Annotated in this window: 13 protein-coding genes; 7 read left to right on the top strand and 6 right to left on the bottom strand. The window is 62.9% G+C overall.

The window, feature by feature from the left end:
- Positions 1-47 precede the first annotated feature (47 nt).
- The 4 genes from BUC36_RS14055 to BUC36_RS14040 form a co-directional block, all read right to left on the bottom strand.
- Positions 48-1,409: an O-antigen ligase family protein gene (locus BUC36_RS14055; protein ID WP_084536072.1), complete on the bottom strand. Its 1,362-nt coding sequence runs from the start codon at positions 1,407-1,409 to the stop codon at positions 48-50.
- A 361-nt stretch (positions 1,410-1,770) separates the two neighbouring features.
- Positions 1,771-2,733, bottom strand: coding sequence for a branched-chain amino acid transaminase (locus BUC36_RS14050; protein WP_073276275.1), 963 nt, complete (start codon positions 2,731-2,733; stop codon positions 1,771-1,773).
- Between the two features lie 69 nt (positions 2,734-2,802).
- Positions 2,803-5,655 carry a bifunctional [glutamate--ammonia ligase]-adenylyl-L-tyrosine phosphorylase/[glutamate--ammonia-ligase] adenylyltransferase gene (gene glnE / locus BUC36_RS14045; RefSeq protein ID WP_073276273.1) on the bottom strand — a complete coding sequence of 951 codons (2,853 nt, stop codon included), beginning with the start codon at positions 5,653-5,655 and terminating at the stop codon, positions 2,803-2,805.
- 191 nt (positions 5,656-5,846) lie between these two features.
- On the bottom strand, positions 5,847-7,622 hold the full coding sequence (locus BUC36_RS14040) for a type IV pilus assembly ATPase TfpB (protein ID WP_073276271.1): 1,776 nt from the start codon (positions 7,620-7,622) through the stop codon (positions 5,847-5,849).
- Positions 7,623-7,776: 154 nt separating this feature from the next.
- Here BUC36_RS14040 and BUC36_RS14035 point away from each other — a divergent pair, with 154 nt between their 5' ends.
- From BUC36_RS14035 to BUC36_RS14025, 3 genes are all read left to right on the top strand, one after another.
- Positions 7,777-8,454 carry a TIGR00153 family protein gene (locus BUC36_RS14035; RefSeq protein ID WP_073276269.1) on the top strand — a complete coding sequence of 226 codons (678 nt, stop codon included), beginning with the start codon at positions 7,777-7,779 and terminating at the stop codon, positions 8,452-8,454.
- 11 nt (positions 8,455-8,465) lie between these two features.
- On the top strand, positions 8,466-9,740 hold the full coding sequence (locus tag BUC36_RS14030) for an inorganic phosphate transporter (protein ID WP_073276267.1): 1,275 nt from the start codon (positions 8,466-8,468) through the stop codon (positions 9,738-9,740).
- A gap of 102 nt (positions 9,741-9,842) precedes the next feature.
- Positions 9,843-10,640 carry a PhzF family phenazine biosynthesis protein gene (locus BUC36_RS14025; protein WP_073276265.1) on the top strand — a complete coding sequence of 266 codons (798 nt, stop codon included), beginning with the start codon at positions 9,843-9,845 and terminating at the stop codon, positions 10,638-10,640.
- 3 nt (positions 10,641-10,643) lie between these two features.
- Here the strand turns inward: BUC36_RS14025 and BUC36_RS14020 are convergent, their stop codons facing one another.
- On the bottom strand, positions 10,644-11,102 hold the full coding sequence (locus tag BUC36_RS14020; protein WP_073276263.1) for a DUF6314 family protein: 459 nt from the start codon (positions 11,100-11,102) through the stop codon (positions 10,644-10,646).
- 18 nt (positions 11,103-11,120) lie between these two features.
- Here BUC36_RS14020 and BUC36_RS14015 point away from each other — a divergent pair, with 18 nt between their 5' ends.
- The 4 genes from BUC36_RS14015 (at position 11,121) to ilvD (ending at position 16,745) form a co-directional block, all read left to right on the top strand.
- A complete protein-coding gene (locus BUC36_RS14015) occupies positions 11,121-11,975 on the top strand; it encodes a carboxylate/amino acid/amine transporter (RefSeq protein ID WP_073276261.1) in 855 nt (284 codons plus the stop codon).
- A gap of 2 nt (positions 11,976-11,977) precedes the next feature.
- Positions 11,978-13,141: an acetylornithine deacetylase gene (argE, locus tag BUC36_RS14010; RefSeq protein ID WP_200797283.1), complete on the top strand. Its 1,164-nt coding sequence runs from the start codon at positions 11,978-11,980 to the stop codon at positions 13,139-13,141.
- A 317-nt stretch (positions 13,142-13,458) separates the two neighbouring features.
- The gene (gene argA / locus BUC36_RS14005; protein ID WP_073276259.1) at positions 13,459-14,781 is read left to right on the top strand and encodes an amino-acid N-acetyltransferase; all 1,323 of its coding nucleotides are present in this window, start codon (positions 13,459-13,461) and stop codon (positions 14,779-14,781) included.
- A gap of 128 nt (positions 14,782-14,909) precedes the next feature.
- Positions 14,910-16,745 (top strand): dihydroxy-acid dehydratase, encoded by a 1,836-nt coding sequence (gene ilvD / locus BUC36_RS14000; protein WP_073276258.1) that lies wholly within the window; start codon positions 14,910-14,912, stop codon positions 16,743-16,745.
- Between the two features lie 266 nt (positions 16,746-17,011).
- Here the strand turns inward: ilvD and BUC36_RS13995 are convergent, their stop codons facing one another.
- On the bottom strand, positions 17,012-17,662 hold the full coding sequence (locus tag BUC36_RS13995; protein WP_084536070.1) for an energy transducer TonB: 651 nt from the start codon (positions 17,660-17,662) through the stop codon (positions 17,012-17,014).
- Positions 17,663-17,678 lie beyond the last annotated feature (16 nt).

The raw sequence follows: 17,678 nt of genomic DNA, 5'->3' as shown, positions 1-17,678 counted from the left end.
ATAAAAAAGGGGCGCCAACGGCGCCCCTTTTTTATTGCTGAATACAATTATTCAGCTGATTGTCGGGGAAAATCCGCCCGCAGTATCTGGGTCGCGATACCCGCACAGACCAGCCCGAAGACATAGCTGCCGCTGGCAAAAAACAGATACGACTCGAAACAGTTGATCACCAGCCAGAACAGGGTAAAGCACAGGAAAAACAGCAGCAGGTCTCCCGGCAACTCACCGCGCCGCCAGGTCTTCACACTGCCTATCAATAGCCAGCCGACCAACGCCAGCAGCAGCAGGCTGCCCAGCAGGCCGTTGTTCACCTGCAGATCCAGATAACTGTTGTGCAGGTGCCCGAAGGAGTCCTTGAGATGCTGCGGCATGGTCGCCGACTGCTCGATCACCAGGCTGCGCCCCTTGCCACCCCAGCCGAGCAGCGGCCGCTCCTGTATCCAGGGCAGCGCCTCCATCCAGGTATGCAAACGGATACCGGTACTGGTAAACGGCGCACTGTCGAAATCCCCCGCCATCACCGCGTCGATAGTCTCTCTCTCATAGTCGAGCCGCTCGACAATGATGCCGCCAAACTTGGCCCCGACAGCGACCAGCGCGGCGACGGAAAGGACACTGATCACCGCCAGTCGCGGCCAGCTCTTCGCCCCCCAGCGGATAAACGCCGCACGCAGAGCGGCAATGCCGAGAAACAGCACCGCCAGGCTGAGCCCCAGCCAAACCCCGCGGGTCTGGGAATAGAGCACCGCCAGTAAGCAGATAGCGACCGCCACGAGCCACAGGAAGCCAAAGACCGAAAGCGGCTTCACCGCGCGGAACAGTCGCGGGGCCAGTACGATAAGCCCGAGCAGCGCGGTACCGAACAGCAGGGCCGTGTGCTGGGCATTGTGCAGGCCGAAATCGATACGCTGGCCGGTGGCGCCGGCCGCCCACTCGGCGAAGCCACCGCCGACCACCCAGGGCGCGAGCAGCAGCGCCACCAGCGCCACCGACCACAGCAGCAGCGTATTGCGGACGCTGCCCCCGAGCCAGCAGGCGATGGCGGCGAAGGCAAACCAATTGCCGAAGCGGTGCAACTTGGGCGAGGACTCGGCGAATTCCGGGTGCTCCTGCAGTATCGCCACCCAGGTCAGAATCTGGATCAGGACAGAGGCGCCGAACAGCCAGGCCACCGGCGAGCGGAGCAACTGGCGGCCGTGGCGAAACACGGCCCAGCCGGTGACCAGTACCAGCAGTATCTTGAGAGGGCCCACCTGATCGTCGGCGAGCGGCCAGATAAAAGCGCTGAGCAGTATGACCAGGCAACCGAACAGTTGCAGAGAGGGGGAGACATCCAGCAAGCGGTTCTGCTGCCAGATTGGGCGCTCGGCGCTGAGCAGCCTTCCCGAAACACTACCTAGAGAAAACAAAACCCGCTCCCGTAATGCGAAGTCGCTGACAGGCCGGGCACTGCGCCGACCGCCTTATGGGCATATATCGGCCCCGCTGCACAACCGTCATAGTTGATGTGGCGGCAGGACTCGCCCGCTGATAATCCGACACTCCTCCCTGAAGTCTGCGCCGTCACAAACCGCTCCGCGCCCGCTGGGTGTTCGCAGCATGCAGGCAGTGACAAACGAAAAAACCATCGCCCGACTGTCGCCTGCTGCACAGTCGAGGGATGGCTATTCTACGAAAAGTTGCGCCAAGGCTCTAGCGAAGACCGGCACCGGTGTGAGCGATCGCACACCGGTGCCCGGACGCGAGGCGGCGGGCCGCGAAAATCGCGACCTAGACTGCCGCCAGCCGGCCCGTCTCGCCGAGGCCGGAGTCTGAAACATCGCTCAGCCAGCCGAGGTGGGCCTGGCTGCGACCCTGTACCACATCGAAATACAGCCCCTGCAGGCGCTTGGTGATGGGCCCGCGGCGACCGGCGCCGATGGTGCGGCCGTCGAGCATGCGGATCGGCAGTACCTCCGCCGCCGTGCCGGTAAAGAAAGCCTCGTCGGCGATATAGACCTCATCGCGGGTGATGCGCTTTTCCACCACCTGGTAGCCGCACTCCCGCGCCAGCTCGATCACGGTGTTGCGGGTGATACCGTCCAGGCAGGAGGTGAGCTCCGGCGTATAGAGCACACCGTCGCTGACGATAAAGATATTCTCGCCACTGCCTTCCGCCACATAACCCTCCGGGTCCAGCAGCAGCGCCTCTTCGCAGCCGTTGCGGATGGCCTCCTGCAGCGCCAGCATGGAATTGATGTAGTTGCCGTTGGCTTTCGCCTTGCACATGCTGATATTGACGTGATGGCGGGTATAGGAGGAGGTATTCACCTTGATACCCAGCTCGCGCGCCTCCGGCGACATATAGCTGGGCCACTCCCAGGCGGCAACGATCACGTGGGACTGCAGGGCGTCGGCACGCAAACCCATACCCTCGGAGCCGTAGAAGACCATCGGCCGCAGGTAGGCTTCGTGCAGATTGTTCTCGCGCACCACCAGCTTATGCGCCTCGTTGAGCTGTTCGGCATCGAAGGGCATGGACATGTTCATGATTTTGGCGGAGCGGAACAGTCGCCGGGTGTGATCCTGCAGGCGGAAGATGCTGGTACCACTCTCTGTCTCGTAGGCCCTCACGCCCTCGAAGACCCCCATGCCGTAGTGCAGGGTATGAGTGAGGACGTGCACGCGCGCGTCGCGCCAGGGAACCAACTCGCCGTCAAACCAGATAACGCCGTCGCGGTCGGCAAAAGACATGGAAAACTCCTACAGATCCTGAAAAACAGTTTAATCGCATGGCAGAAGACGCGTCGGCGAATCGGTGATTCAGCCGAACAATTGCTGCCAGTTTTTCTGAACGGTCTTTCTTTCCGCTGTGAATTGGTCACCGTTAACTACTCCCGGCAATTGTTGTAATGCCAGGCGATGACCTTCAGATCGGTAGGCTTTGTAGGCGTCGATCAGATGCTCGGCTTGGTGGGCCGGCATCAGGCCCGCGTCAATGAGACTCTCGAGAATGCGGATATTGTCGGTATAGCGCACTATCGACGGCGCTCGTTGCGCCCAGGCCAGTGCAGCATATTGAACCAAAAACTCGATATCGACAATACCGCCCGGCCCCTGCTTCAGATCGAAGTTTTTATCATTGCTCTTATCCAGGTGCGCACGCATTTTATCGCGCATCGCGACCACTTCTTCGCGCAATTTATTCTCGTCCCGCGCCTCGCAAAGCAATTGCAGGCGCAGCCGTTCGAAGTCCGCACAGAGCCGCGCACTGCCGGCCACCGGCCGCGCGCGCACCAGCGCCTGGTGCTCCCAGGTCCAGGCGCTCTCGCGCTGGTATTTTTCGAAGGCCGTCATGGATGTCACCAGCAGGCCGGAATTGCCGGACGGGCGCAGCCGCGTGTCCACCTCGTACAGGGGGCCACTCAGGGTGCGGGTCTGCAGGATGTGAATCAGCCGCTGCGCCAGACGGGTGTAGAAGCGCAGGTTGTCGATACTGCTGGCACCGTCGGTGTACTGCTGTGGATCGGCGTCGTGCACGAAGACAATATCCAGATCCGAACCGTGCCCGAGCTCCAGGCCGCCGAGCTTGCCGTAGGCGATGATGGCGAAGCGCGTATCCTCCGCCGAAGTCCCGGGCGGCACCCCGTGTTTCTCCGCCATCTGCCCCCAGGCCAGCTCCAGTGATTGCTGCAGTATCGCCTCCGCCAGCCAGGTCAGGGCGTCGCTGACCTTCATCAGCGGCAGCACGCCGCTGACTTCCTGCGCGGCAGTGCGCAGGCTCTGGCTCTGATTGTAGTGGCGCAGCGCTTCCATCTGCGCCTCCAGGTCGGCGGGATCGACGCGCAGCATCTCGCGGCGCAGCTCATCGGCGATATCCGCCGCGGAGGAAGGCGCCAGCAGCCGGCGGGAATCCAGCAGCTCGTCCAGCAGTATCGGGTGGCGCGCCAGCTGCTCGGCGATCCAGGGACTGGCGCTGCACAGGCGCAGCAGCTGGCTGAGTACCGGCGGGTTCTCATTGATCAGCACCAGGTAGGCGCTGCGGCGCAATACGGAACGAATCAGCGGCAGTACCCGCGACAGCGCCAGCAGCGGTTCCTGCTCCTGCGCGGCTGCGGCCAGCAGCAGCGGCATCGTCTGATCCAGGCGCGCGCGTGACGCCGCGGGCAGCGCGGCGACCATGGGCGACCCACGCAGATCCGCCAGCAGATCCAGCGCCTCGCGCGGCGCCCCATAACCGCCCTCCTCGAGCGAGCGCAGATTGGCCGCTGCACTGGCGTCATCGGCACAGCTGAGCCAGAGCCCCTCCCACTCCTCCGCCGCGCTGGGTTCGGCGATCTCCTCCGGCGGCGCTATGACCGCATCGAACTCGCGCTCCACTACCACCCGCGCTTCAGTCAGCGCTTCCTGCAACTGTTGCCAGCCGTCGCGACCCAGCGCGAACGCCAGACGGTGCCGGCGCTCCTCATCGGCCGGCAATGTCTGCGTCTGCTGATCCCGCTCCGCCTGCAGGGCGTGTTCCACCCGGCGCAGCAGCAGATAGGCCGCAGACAGCCGTGCGGCCGAGCCGGATTCCAGGTGGCCGTCCTGCTCCAGCAGCGGCAACAGCTTCAACAGGTTGCGCTCGCGCAGCGCCGGTTCGCGACCGCCGCGAATCAGCTGAAAGGCCTGGGCGATAAACTCCACCTCGCGGATGCCGCCGCGGCCGAGCTTGATGTTGTCGGTCAGGCCGCGGGCGCGCACCTGGCGCTGGATCAGCGCCTTCATTTCGCGCAGCGCGTCGATGGCACTGAAGTCGATATAGCGGCGGTAGGTGAAGGGGCGCAGCAGTTCCATCAGTTCCGCCGCCACCGCCTCGTCGCCGGCCACCGGCCGCGCCTTGACCATCGCGTAGCGCTCCCACTCGCGCCCCTGGGTCTGGTAGTAGTCCTCCAGTGCGGCAAAGTGGCTGACCAGCGGGCCGCTGTCGCCGTAGGGCCGCAGGCGCATATCGACGCGGAACACAAAACCGTCGGCGGTGAGTGCGTCCAGGGATTTAATCAGGCGCTGGCCGAGGCGCTGGAAGAATTTCTGGTTTTCGATGCTCTGCTCGCCGTCGGTCTCACCCGGTTCCGGGTAGGCGAATATCAGATCGATATCCGATGACAGATTCAGTTCGCAGGCACCCAGCTTGCCCATCCCCAGCACCACCAGCGACTGGGCATTGCCGTCGCGATCGCGCGGTACGCCGTAGCGCGCCACCAGCTGGCGGTGGTGCCACACCTGCGCCGCCTGTATGCACTGCTCGGCCAGTTCTGTCAGCCGCAGACAGACCCGCGGAATATCCCACTGGCCGGCGAAGTCACGCCAGATCACCTCGGCGGTGACGCGGTTGCGCAACAGGCGCAAGTGACGGTCAAGTGCCCCTTCGTCTTCCAGCGCGTCGATATCGATCGCCACCAGGCCCAGATCGGCGCTTTGCAGCAGATCCGGCAACAGCTGCGGCTGGCGGCAGCACTGCTGGTAGAGAAAATCGGAGCCGATGAAACTGCGCGCCAGTGCCAGCTGTAAGGAGTCATCCTGCAACAGCGCTTCGGCTGTTGCGACCTGCTCCTCGCCCGCGGAGTCGCACCAGTGGCTCCAGCGGTCTCCAAGCTGTGAAATAAATTCGGCAGGGCAGCTTTTGAATAGCGGCATTTTCGACTTCCTATCGCGGCCATCGGCCGCTCCTATACGGGCAAAGAATCAGTGGCAAAGAATAGCGGAGCTCAATGCGAAGGCCCTGATGCCGGGGGGCGTTTGTGAAACGATTGCCGATCAGGCTGTTGAGCAAACGGCCACCGGCAGCAGGGCCGCCACCGGGATTTCTAATTGGTCCCCGGACGCCACTAGAAGGCTATATCCGGCGGCGGCGCCACGCGCAGCACTTCGGCCACGGTCGTGATGCCGGCGGCCACTTTCTTGGCGCCGGACAGGCGCAGGCTGTTCATGCCCTCGCGCATAGCCTGGCGGCGCAGCTGCTGCAGGTCGCAGTCGGCGGTGACCAGTGCCTGGATCGACTCGGTGAACGGCAGTATCTCGTAGATGCCCTGGCGGCCGCGGTAGCCGGTGTTGCGGCATTCCAGGCAACCCTCCGGGCGGTAGACGGTTTCCGGCAGCGGCGCCTTCCACGGGCGCACCAGCGCCTGCCAATCCTCCTCGCTGACCTTGTCCTTGCGCTTGCACGCCGGGCACAGGGTGCGCACCAGGCGCTGCGCCATCACCCCCAGCACCGTGGATTTAAGCAGATAGTGAGGCAGGCCCAGGTCCAGCAGGCGGGTCACCGCGGTCGGCGCATCGTTGGTGTGCAGCGTGGAGATCACCAGGTGGCCGGTCAGAGCGGCCTGCACCGCCATCTGCGCGGTCTCCAGGTCGCGGATCTCGCCCACCATGATGATGTCCGGATCCTGGCGCATCAGCGTGCGGATACCGGCGGCAAAATTGAGCCCGATGGCGTGGTGCACCTGGGTCTGGTTGAAGCTCTCCTCCACCATCTCGATCGGATCCTCGATGGTGGACACATTGACTTCGCTGGTGGCCAGCTGCTTGAGACCGGTGTACAGGGTGGTGGTCTTACCGGAACCGGTGGGCCCGGTGACCAGCACTATGCCGTTGGGGCGCGCCAGCATCGTCTGCCAGCGCGCCAGGTCGTCGCCGCCGAGGCCCAGGTCGCTGTAGGAGCGCGCCAGCACCTCGGGATCGAAGATCCGCATCACCAGTTTCTCGCCGAAGGCGGTCGGCAGCGTCGACAGGCGCAGCTCCACCTCGCTGCCATCCGGGCGCTTGGTCTTGATGCGGCCGTCCTGGGGTTTGCGCTTTTCCGCCACATTCATGCGGCCGAGGATCTTCAGGCGGCTGGTCACCGCGGCGTTGACCTGGTCCGGCAGTTCGTGGATCGGGTGCAACACACCGTCGATACGGAAACGGATGCGCCCGACGTTGCGGCGGGGCTCGATATGGATATCGCTGGCGCGCTGGTCGAAGGCATGCTGCAGCAGCCAGTCGACGATGTTGACGATGTGCTGGTCGTCCGCGTCCGGGTCCTTGAGCTTGCCCAGCTCCAACAACTGCTCGAAGTTGCCCGCCGCGGAACTGCCCTTCAGACCGCTGGCGCCGGAAATGGAGTTGGCCAGGGAATAGAACTCGACGCAGTAACGCTGGATATCCGCCGGATCCGCCACCACCCGCTGCACGGCGCGACCACTGGTATGCTCCAGTTGCTCCTCCCAACCGCTGGTATACGGCTGGGCCGTGGCCACCAGCAGCATGTCCTTGTTCGCCTCCACACACAGGATCTGGTGGCGCTTGGCGAACTGGAAGCTCATCACCTCGGTCACCGCGGCCACATTCACCTTCAGCGGGTCGATATGGTAGAGGCCGTGGGAAGAGGTATCCGCCAGCCACTGGGCCAGGGTATCGGTATCCAGCAACTTGCCCGGGCGCTTGAGGTTATCCAGCTCGCAACTGGCGATGTAGGTGAGCGGGTGCATCTGCGCCTGCTCGGCCGTGCGCGGGGTGCCGATCAGGCGGTTGGCGTCCATACGGCTGACGTAGCCCTGTGCGACCAGATCCTCCAGTATTCCGGGTAGATCCAGCAATCTGTCCGCCATTTTGCTCACTGCCATCGGGCAACCCCATCATCTATTCTTTTGGTGTCGACGGCGCATTGTAGCTCTATCGGCGCGCGGCGACAGCGCACTCTTCCCGCCCAATTACCGAATTTGCGGCAACTTGGGGTACCATGCCGCCGATTTTGCATCCAGAGCAACGGAGCTAACCATGCCCCTGACCAATATCGCCAACCTGTTTGGCCGCTCGCCGATCAAACCGATCGAGAAGCATATGGCTACGGCTCACGAGGCCTCAGCCGACCTGATCCCCTTTTTCGATACCCTGATGCAAGGTGATCTTGTGGAGGCGGAAAAGATTCAGCTGCGCATCTCCGCCAGCGAGAACCGCGCCGACGACATCAAAAAGGACCTGCGCCTGCACCTGCCGGACAGCCTGTTTATGCCGGTTTCCCGTACAGACCTGCTGGAACTGCTGCGCGCCCAGGACGAAGTGGCCAACACGGCCCAGGATATCGCCGGGCTGGCAACTGGCCGCAAGATGCAGATTCCGGAGTCTCTGCAGCCGCTGATGAAGACATTTGTCGCCAGCGCCGTGGCCGCCTCGGCGCAGGCTCTGAACGCAATCAACGAGCTGGACGAGCTGCTGGAGAGCGGCTTCGCCGGTCGCGAGGTGGATATCGCCAAGCGCATGACCGAGGAGCTGGACGACCTGGAGCGCAAGTCCGACAAGCTTGAGGTCGAGATACGCGCGGCGCTGTTCGCGATCGAGAAAGACCTGCCGCCGGTGGACGTGATGTTCCTCTACCGCATCATTGAATGGGTTGGCGATCTGGCCGACCGCGCCCACAGCGTGGGCAACCGCTTACAGCTGTTGCTGGCACGCTAAGGGGGCGCACCGTGGAAATCCTCAGTCAATACGGCACTATCCTGCTGATCCTGGCCTGTGTGTTCGGCTTCTTTATGGCCTGGGGCGTGGGCGCCAACGATGTCGCCAATGCCATGGGCACGTCGGTGGGCTCACGTGCACTGACGATCAAGCAGGCGATTCTGATCGCCATGATCTTCGAGTTCGCCGGTGCCTACCTGGCCGGCGGCGAAGTGACCGCGACGATCCGCAAGGGCATCATCGATTCGGAACTGTTCGTCGATCAGCCACAGTTGTTGGTGTACGGCATGCTGTCGGCGCTGCTGGCCGCCGGCACCTGGCTGATGATCGCCAGCATCCTCGGCTGGCCGGTCTCCACCACCCACTCCATCGTCGGCGCCATCGTCGGCTTCTCCGCCGTGGGCATCTCCGTGGACGCGGTGTCCTGGGGCAAGGTCGGCAGCATCGTCGCCAGCTGGGTGGTATCCCCGGTGCTCGCCGGCACCATCTCGTTCCTGCTGTTCCGCAGCGTGCAGCGACTGATCCTGAATACGGAAGACCCGTTCACCAACGCCAAGCGCTACATCCCCTTCTATATGTTTGCGGTGGGCTGGATGATCGCCATGGTCACCCTGACCAAGGGCCTCAAGCACGTATTGAAGGATGCGGACATCAAGCTGAACTTCCTGCAGGACGCGGGCATCGCCGCACTGGCGGGCCTGGTGGTGATGGCGGTCGGCATGGCGATGCTGAAGCGCATCAAGCGCGACCCGGAGCGCGAGAAGGAAAACCGCTTTGCCAATGTCGAGCGGGTATTCGCGATCCTGATGATCTTCACCGCCTGTGCCATGGCCTTCGCCCACGGTTCCAACGATGTGGCCAACGCGGTGGGCCCGCTGGCAGCGGTGGTCAATACCATCCAGAGCGGCGCCGTGGTCGCCAAGGCCACCATGCCATCCTGGATCCTGCTGCTCGGGGGCCTGGGTATCGTCGTCGGTCTCGCCACCTACGGCTTCAAGGTGATGGCCACCATCGGCAGAAAGATTACCGAGCTGACGCCGAGCCGCGGCTTCGCCGCCGAACTGGGTGCCGCCGCTACGGTAGTGCTGGCGTCGGGCACCGGCCTGCCCATTTCCACCACCCACACCCTCGTAGGGGCAGTGCTGGGCGTGGGCCTGGCGCGCGGCATCGGCGCGCTGAACCTGCGCATGATCACCACCATTGCCGCGTCCTGGGTCGTCACCCTGCCCGCCGGCGCCGGACTCGCGATAGTGTTCTTCTTTTTCTTCAAGGGCGTTTTTGGTTAAGAGTCGGCTAGCCGCCAGGCGATCGCTCTGATACAAAGGGGAAGCGTTCAGCGCTTCCCCTTTTTTATTGCCCGACGATTGCCCCAGAGAAAAGGATTTTCCATGCAACTGCCGATCTATCAGGCCGACGCCTTCACTTCGATATTGTTCGCCGGCAACCCCGCCGCCCTGGTACCGCTGCAGCAATGGCTGGCAGACGACCTGCTGCAGTCCATCGCCGCGGAAAACAACCTCGCCGAGACCGCTTTTACCGTACCGGCTACGGACGGTTTCGAGCTGCGCTGGTTTACCCCCGCGGCGGAAGTGCCACTGTGCGGCCACGCCACACTCGCCAGCGCGCACCTGCTGTGGACGGAACTGGGTTACCAGTCCGAGATGATCCGCTTCTTCACCAGGAGCGGCGAGCTGCGGGTGCGCCGCGCCGGCGACCTGATCCAGATGGATTTTCCGGCGCAGCCGCCGGCGGCACTTCCACTGGGGCCCGAATACCGCGCCGCACTCGGCGCGGAGCCGCAGCGCGCCCTGGCCGCCGCGGGCAATCGCGACATGGTGGTGCTGGAATTCGCCGACGCCGCGCAGGTGGCCGCACTGCAGCCGGACTTTCGCGCCGTGGCCGCGCTGCCCTACCGCGGCGTCATCTGCACTGCGGCCGGCGGCGACTTCGACTGCGATTTCGTCAGCCGATTTTTCGCACCGGCCATCGGCATCGACGAGGATCCGGTAACTGGCTCCGCCCACACGCTGCTGACACCTTTCTGGGCGACAGAACTGGACAAGACCTGTCTTCGTGCGCGGCAGATTTCCGCGCGCGGCGGCGAGCTGGAATGTGAATTGGTCGGTGAGCGAGTACTGATGCGCGGTCGCGCCGTCACTTATCTGCGCGGGCAAATCACGCTGTAGTAATCACCAGTAGTGGTAGTGCAGCCGTTCGTTCTTGCGCGGCCCGTGAATCTGCCAGATCAGTTCGATCTCGTTGTCGTGCAGCAGCAGTTCGGCGGTGTACTCGTCGGCCCCGCAGATATGCGGGGCGACCTGGCGAAAGCCGTGCGCCGTCACCGGCTGCAACTCGAACAGCAACACCGGCTCGGCCCGCCGCAGGTGCTCTAGGCGCACGGATTCCGGCAGCAGCGTCCAGCGATAGCGGTTGCGCATGTCCATCTGGCGGCCATCGCTGTGCGTAAAATGCGCGGACTCGAGGAACAGCACCTGCTGTTCGCCAGCGACCACCTCGACGTCGCCACGGGCGTGGCCACGCCAGTCAGTGGCGGAGCCGGGGCCATTGCTGGCGGTAAAACTGAATTCCCTAACCCTGGCGAGCCGCTGCCACAGCTGCGCCAGCGCCGTCGAATGATTATCTGTCACTAAACAACCACTGTATCAATGCCGTTACTGATATTTACCACCATCCTCTGGGCCTTTTCTTTCAGCCTGATCGGAGTCTACCTGGCAGGCCAGGTGGACAGCTATTTTTCCGTGCTGACGCGCGTGCTACTGGCGGCACTGGTCTTCCTGCCGCTGCTGCAGTGGCGCCGCTGCGACCCGCGCACCGCCCTGTCACTGATGGCCATCGGCGCGATCCAGCTGGGGCTGATGTACCTCTTCTACTACCAGTCGTTTCTGCTGCTCAGCGTGCCGGAAGTGCTGCTGTTCACCATTTTCACGCCGGTGTATATCTCGCTGCTGTACGATCTGCTGGCCGGGCGCTTCTCGCCATGGAACCTGTTCATTGCCGCGCTGGCGGTATTCGGCGCGGCGATCATCCGCTGGGACAGTCTGGATGGCAGCTACTGGCTCGGCTTCGCCGTTGTCCAGGGGGCCAACCTCTGCTTCGCGATCGGCCAGGTGGCCTACAAACAGTTTATGACCCGCGAGCAGGCACTGCCGGCGCGGCAGACATTCGGCTGGTTTTTTCTCGGCGCGGCGCTGGTGGCCACAGTGGCCTGGCTGGCCTTTGGCAAGCCGCAGTATCCGCAAACTGCGCTGCAGTGGGGCGTACTGCTGTGGCTGGGGCTGGTGGCTTCGGGCCTGGGCTACTTCCTGTGGAATAAGGGTGCCACCCAGGTATCCGCCGGCACTCTCGCTGCCATGAACAACGCACTGATTCCAGCCGGGTTACTGGTGAATCTGTTAATCTGGAACCGCGATGCGAATCTCGCCAGGCTCGCGTTGGGCGGCACCCTCATTGCCGCGGCGGTTATCGTCAACGAATGGCGCAACAAGCAACAGGGAATTTAGTTATGGCAACTATCGCGCTACCGGACCTGAAACAGCAACTGCAGCAGCTAGTTGCCTGCCCCAGTGTCAGCGCGACCGATCCAAAGCTGGATATGGGCAACCGCGGCGTTGTGGAACTGCTCGCAGCCTGGCTGGAAACGCTGGGATTCGCCGTCGAGCTTATGCCGATCGAGGGACAGCCGGACAAAGCCAATATGATCGCCACGCTCGCCGGTCGCGGCAGCGGCGACGGCGGCCTGGTGCTGGCCGGACACACGGATACCGTACCCTTCGATGCGGGGCGCTGGCAGTCAGATCCGTTCAAGCTGCAGGAGCGGGACAATCGCTTCTACGGGCTGGGCACCACCGACATGAAGGGATTTTTCCCCATCGCCATTGAAGCGGCCAAATCGTTTATCGACAAACCGCTGCAACAACCGCTGATCATTCTCGCCACCGCCGACGAGGAATCCTCGATGTCCGGTGCGCGTGCATTGGTAAAGGCGGGCCGGCCGCACGCGCGCTACGCCGTCATCGGCGAGCCCACCGGTCTCAAGCCGATCCATATGCACAAGGGTATATTGATGGAGGCTGTCCGCATCACCGGGCAGTCCGGCCACTCGTCCAACCCCGCCCTGGGCGCCAATGCCCTGGAGGCGATGCACGCGGCCATCGGCGAATTGCTGAAACTGCGCGGGGAATGGCAGAGCCGCTACAACAATCCTGGATTTGACGTACCGACACCGACCCTGAATCTCGGCTGTGTTCACGGCGGCGACAATCCCAACCGCATCTGCGGTTTTGCCGAACTGCAGTTCGACGTTCGGGTACTGCCGGGTATGCCGGTCGACGAATTGCGCAGTGAACTGGATCGGCGCCTGCAGGCCTGTGTAGAAAATGAAAAAATTCGCCTGGAACATGTACCACTGTTTCTCGGCGTCGACGCCTTCGAGCAGGATACCAATTCCGAGCTGATAAAGACTGCGGAAAGGCTCACTGGCCACAGTGCCGAATCCGTTGCATTCACGACCGAGGCTCCCTTTTTCAAGAGCATGGGAATGGATACCGTCGTGCTCGGTCCCGGTGATATCGACCAGGCGCACCAACCGGACGAGTATCTCGGCCTCGAGCGGATCGAACCGATGGTAGAAGTACTGCGCGGACTGATCGCGAAATTCTGCCTGTAATTTCCGCCGATAAGAATATAGAAGTCAGATGCGAACGACCCGATACCGGTGGCCGTTTGCGGGACCTTTCACGGCCATGGATGGCCGTGGAGAGCGTAGGGCCGGCCCCGCGAGCGCAGCGAGTGCTTTGGGTCCAGGGATGTATTTATGGGGGGCGCCTAGCTCGTGTCCCGTAAACGGCCACCGGTATCGGGGCCGCCTTGCACTCCCTTACGAAGCACAATTCCCGGAAGCCCGACCTCGACCATGGGTCGCTCCAACAAGAGCGAATTACGGTATATTCACCAGAGTCCAATAACACACGGAATACAAAGTTAGTGAGCGACAACAACGCCTCCCTGAACTGGTTTCGCCACGCCGCACCCTATATCAACGATCTGCGCGGCCGCACGCTGGTCATTGGTATTCCCGGCGATGCACTGGAACACGCGAACTTCCGCAACCTGGTCCACGACCTGGCCCTGCTGGTCAGCCTGGGCGTGCGCCTGGTTGTGGTCCACGGTGCGCGCGCGCAGGTGAATCGCGCCCTCGCCGAGTGCGGACTCGAAAACCAGTTTCACGGCAACACCCGCGTGACCGATCGCGAGACGCTCGAAGTGATCAAAGCCGCGGTGGGCAAGTTGCGTTTCGACATCGAAGCGGCGTTCTCCCAGGGATTACCGGATTCACCGATGGCACGCTCGGCCCTGAAGGTGATTTCCGGCAACTTTGTCACCGCGCGCCCGATTGGCGTTCTCGACGGCATGGACCTGCGCTGGACCGGCACAGTGCGGCGCATGGAAGTGAAAACCATCGAGCATGCGCTGGAACAGGGCGCACTGGTGTTGCTGTCTCCACTGGGCACCTCACTCACCGGCGAGCTGTTCAACCTGAACTATCTCGACCTGGCCGCTGAAGCGGCACGCGCGCTGCAGGCGGAAAAACTGGTGCTGTTTCGCGAGGCGCCGCAGCTGCTGATCAACGGGCAGGAAGTTCACGAGCTCAGTATCGTGCAGGCGGAGCAGGCAGCATCGCAGGTTCAAAGCGAAGCCCTGAGCTGCGCGATCCGCGCCTGCAATGCCGGCACGCCGCGCACCCATCTGCTCAGTTACAGCCAGGATGGCGCACTGGTACAGGAGCTGTTCCGCCGCGAGGGCGCCGGCACCATGATCTACCGGGACAGCTACGAAGTGATCCGCCGCGCGCGCATTACCGACGTCGGCGGTATCCTCGGCCTGATCCGGCCGCTGGAGAAGCAGGGCGTACTGGTACGCCGCTCGCGGGAAAAGCTCGAGGCGGAGATCGAACATTTCACCCTGGTGGAAGTGGATGGCACTCCGGTCGCCTGCGCGGCACTCTACCCAATACGGGAGCAGTCCGGCGAGACCGTCGCTGCGGAAATTGCCTGCGTGGCGATACATCCGGAGTTTCGCGGCGGCCGCCGCGGTGCCAAGCTGATGCATCACCTGGAACGCCAGGCCGGCGTGCTGGGTATCGACGAACTCTATGTCCTCACCACCCAGACAGAGCACTGGTTTATCGAACAGGGTTTTACCCAGGTGAGCGTGCAGGACCTGCCGGCATCGCGGCAATCGCTGTACAACATCCAGCGCAATTCACGGGTCTTGCGAAAATCCCTCAGCCCGCAACAAGCCTCTTAACTAACCGCCAGCACCGAAACACTTATCCTAATAAATCGCGCGGACCACCTGGTCTGCGCGAAACCATCCCTGCTCCAATCATTTTTTGCTAAGCTGTCGCTCCCTATTTGTACAGCCGGATTCTTACCATGCCTGAGTACCGCTCCCGCACCTCCACTGCCGGCCGCAATATGGCCGGCGCACGCGCCCTGTGGCGCGCTACCGGTATGAAGGACGACGACTTCCACAAACCGATTATTGCCGTCGCCAACTCCTTCACCCAGTTCGTGCCGGGTCATGTGCACCTGAAGGACATGGGTCAGCTGGTAGCACGGGAGATCGAGAAAGCCGGTGGCGTCGCCAAGGAATTCAACACCATCGCCGTGGATGACGGCATCGCCATGGGCCACGACGGCATGCTGTACAGCCTGCCGAGCCGCGAGATCATCGCCGATTCGGTGGAATACATGGTGAACGCCCACTGCGCCGACGCACTGGTGTGCATCTCCAACTGTGACAAGATTACGCCGGGGATGCTGATGGCCGCATTGCGGCTGAACATTCCGGTGATCTTTGTCTCCGGCGGCCCGATGGAGGCCGGCAAGACGAAGCTCGCCGAGCACAAGCTCGACCTGGTGGACGCGATGGTCATCGCCGCGACCGACTCGGCCTCGGACGAAATGGTGGCGGAATACGAGCGCTCCGCCTGCCCGACCTGCGGCTCCTGTTCCGGAATGTTCACCGCCAACTCGATGAACTGCCTGACCGAGGCGCTCGGGTTGTCACTGCCCGGTAACGGCACCCTGCTGGCCACCCATGCGGACCGCGAGGCACTGTTCCTGCGCGCCGGCCGCGAAATCGTCGCGCTGACCAAACGCTATTACGAACAGGACGATGAGCGCGCGCTGCCGCGCAACATTGCCAACCGCGCCGCCTTCGCCAACGCCATGGCCCTCGATATCGCCATGGGCGGATCGACCAATACCATCCTGCACCTGCTCGCCGCGGCGCAGGAAGGCGAGGTCGATTTCACGCTGGCAGATATAGACCGCTTGTCACGCGTGATTCCGCAGCTGTGCAAAGTGGCGCCGAACACCCAGAAATATCATATCGAAGACGTCCACCGCGCCGGCGGGGTCATGGCCATTCTCGGCGAACTCGAAGCGGCCGGGCTGCTGGACGCCTCCCTGCCCACGGTGCACAGCGAGTCGCTCGCCGAGGCTCTGAATTCCTGGGATATCCGCCGCACCGATAACAAAGCGGTGCACGACTTTTACCGCGCGGGACCCGCCGGCATCCCGACCCAGACGGCCTTCAGCCAGGATTGCCGCTGGTCGAGTCTCGACGGCGACCGCCAGAACGGCTGTATCCGCTCGGCGGAACACGCCTATTCCGCCGAGGGCGGCCTGGCGGTGCTGTTCGGCAATCTGGCCCCGGACGGCTGCGTGGTGAAGACATCGGGGGTCGACGAGGAACTGTGGCAGTTCGAGGGGCCGGCGCATATCGTCGAGAGCCAGGAGACGGCGGTGCAGCATATTCTCGACGGCAAGGTAGTGGCCGGCGAGGCGGTCATCGTGCGCTATGAGGGCCCCAAGGGCGGCCCGGGCATGCAGGAAATGCTCTACCCGACCAGCTACCTGAAATCCAAGGGCCTGGGTCAATCCTGCGCGCTGATTACCGATGGCCGCTTCTCCGGCGGCACTTCCGGCCTGTCGATCGGTCATGTCTCACCGGAAGCCGCGGCCGGCGGCACCATCGGCCTGATCGAAAACGGGGATACGATTCGCATCGACATTCCGGCGCGTAAGATCGAGGTGGTCCTGTCCGAGGCGGAACTGCGGCGCCGCCGCGACGCAATGGATGCAAAGGGAAAAGTCGCGTGGAAACCCGTAGAGCAGCGACCGCGCAAGGTCAGCAAGGCGTTAAAGGCCTATGCGCTGCTGGCCACCAGCGCCGACCGGGGAGCGGTACGGGAGATCGACTAATACAACCTGCGTTAAGAATGGAAGCGGCCAGAAATCGCTCCCTCAGAATGTTGATGAACCCCGCATTCCGTTCTGAGCTGGTGCAGTGGCGGCCAAGCACTAGGACGAGCATTTCGAAACGCTGTGAATACATCCCTGTAAGCTCCGTCGGCGACGTCCTGTCGCCGACGGTTCGAAATGCTCGCCCTAGCACTTTGCCTTAAATTTTGACCACATAACTTTGTCAGCTACGTATGGGAGCGGCCAGAAGCCGCTCCCTCTTTCCGCTACTGCGCGATTTTATAGGTGATGCGATTGCGCACGCCGTGGCGCTCAACCGGTACACCGTCTTCCAGCTGCGGCTGGTACTTGAACCTCGCAGCCGCGGCCACCGCGGAGCGATTAAAGATATCCGTCGGGTTACCGGCACTGTCATAACCCGCCACCGCGCGCGCATCGCGCACACCACCAGTCTCTGTAATGGTGAATTCCACTACCACATAGCCCTCGACGCCGCGGCGCAGTGCCGCCGATGGGTAGCGCGGCGCCGGCTTGAACACCGGCAGTGGATCCCTGGAAACGACACTCGGATCAACTTCACTGCCGCCCGGTGCCGGCGGACCGAAGCTGATGGGCGGCAATACCGTCTCGACATTCCGCTCGACCTTATGCGTAACCGGCTGCGACGGCGGGTCCATGGGCCTTACTGGAGGCTCCGACCGTTCAACGATGATCTTCATTTCCGGCAGATGAATCGGCTTGATCGGCGGATACATATCGCCCACCGGCTCCCTGTATTCCGTCGCGATCAATTGGCCCATAACCAAAATCAACAGCAACGTAACCGCAGCGGCAAAGACGAGATGACGGGCGTACCGCGCCAGCGAGTGAAAAGACAAAACAACGGGGTTGGAAGTCAGCAACATAGCTCTATCCATAACACCTCTCCTGATT

The sequence above is a fragment of the Microbulbifer donghaiensis genome, from assembly GCF_900129095.1.
In the GTDB taxonomy this organism is placed as follows: domain Bacteria; phylum Pseudomonadota; class Gammaproteobacteria; order Pseudomonadales; family Cellvibrionaceae; genus Microbulbifer; species Microbulbifer donghaiensis.
This window is presented reverse-complemented; position numbering and strand designations above follow the sequence as displayed.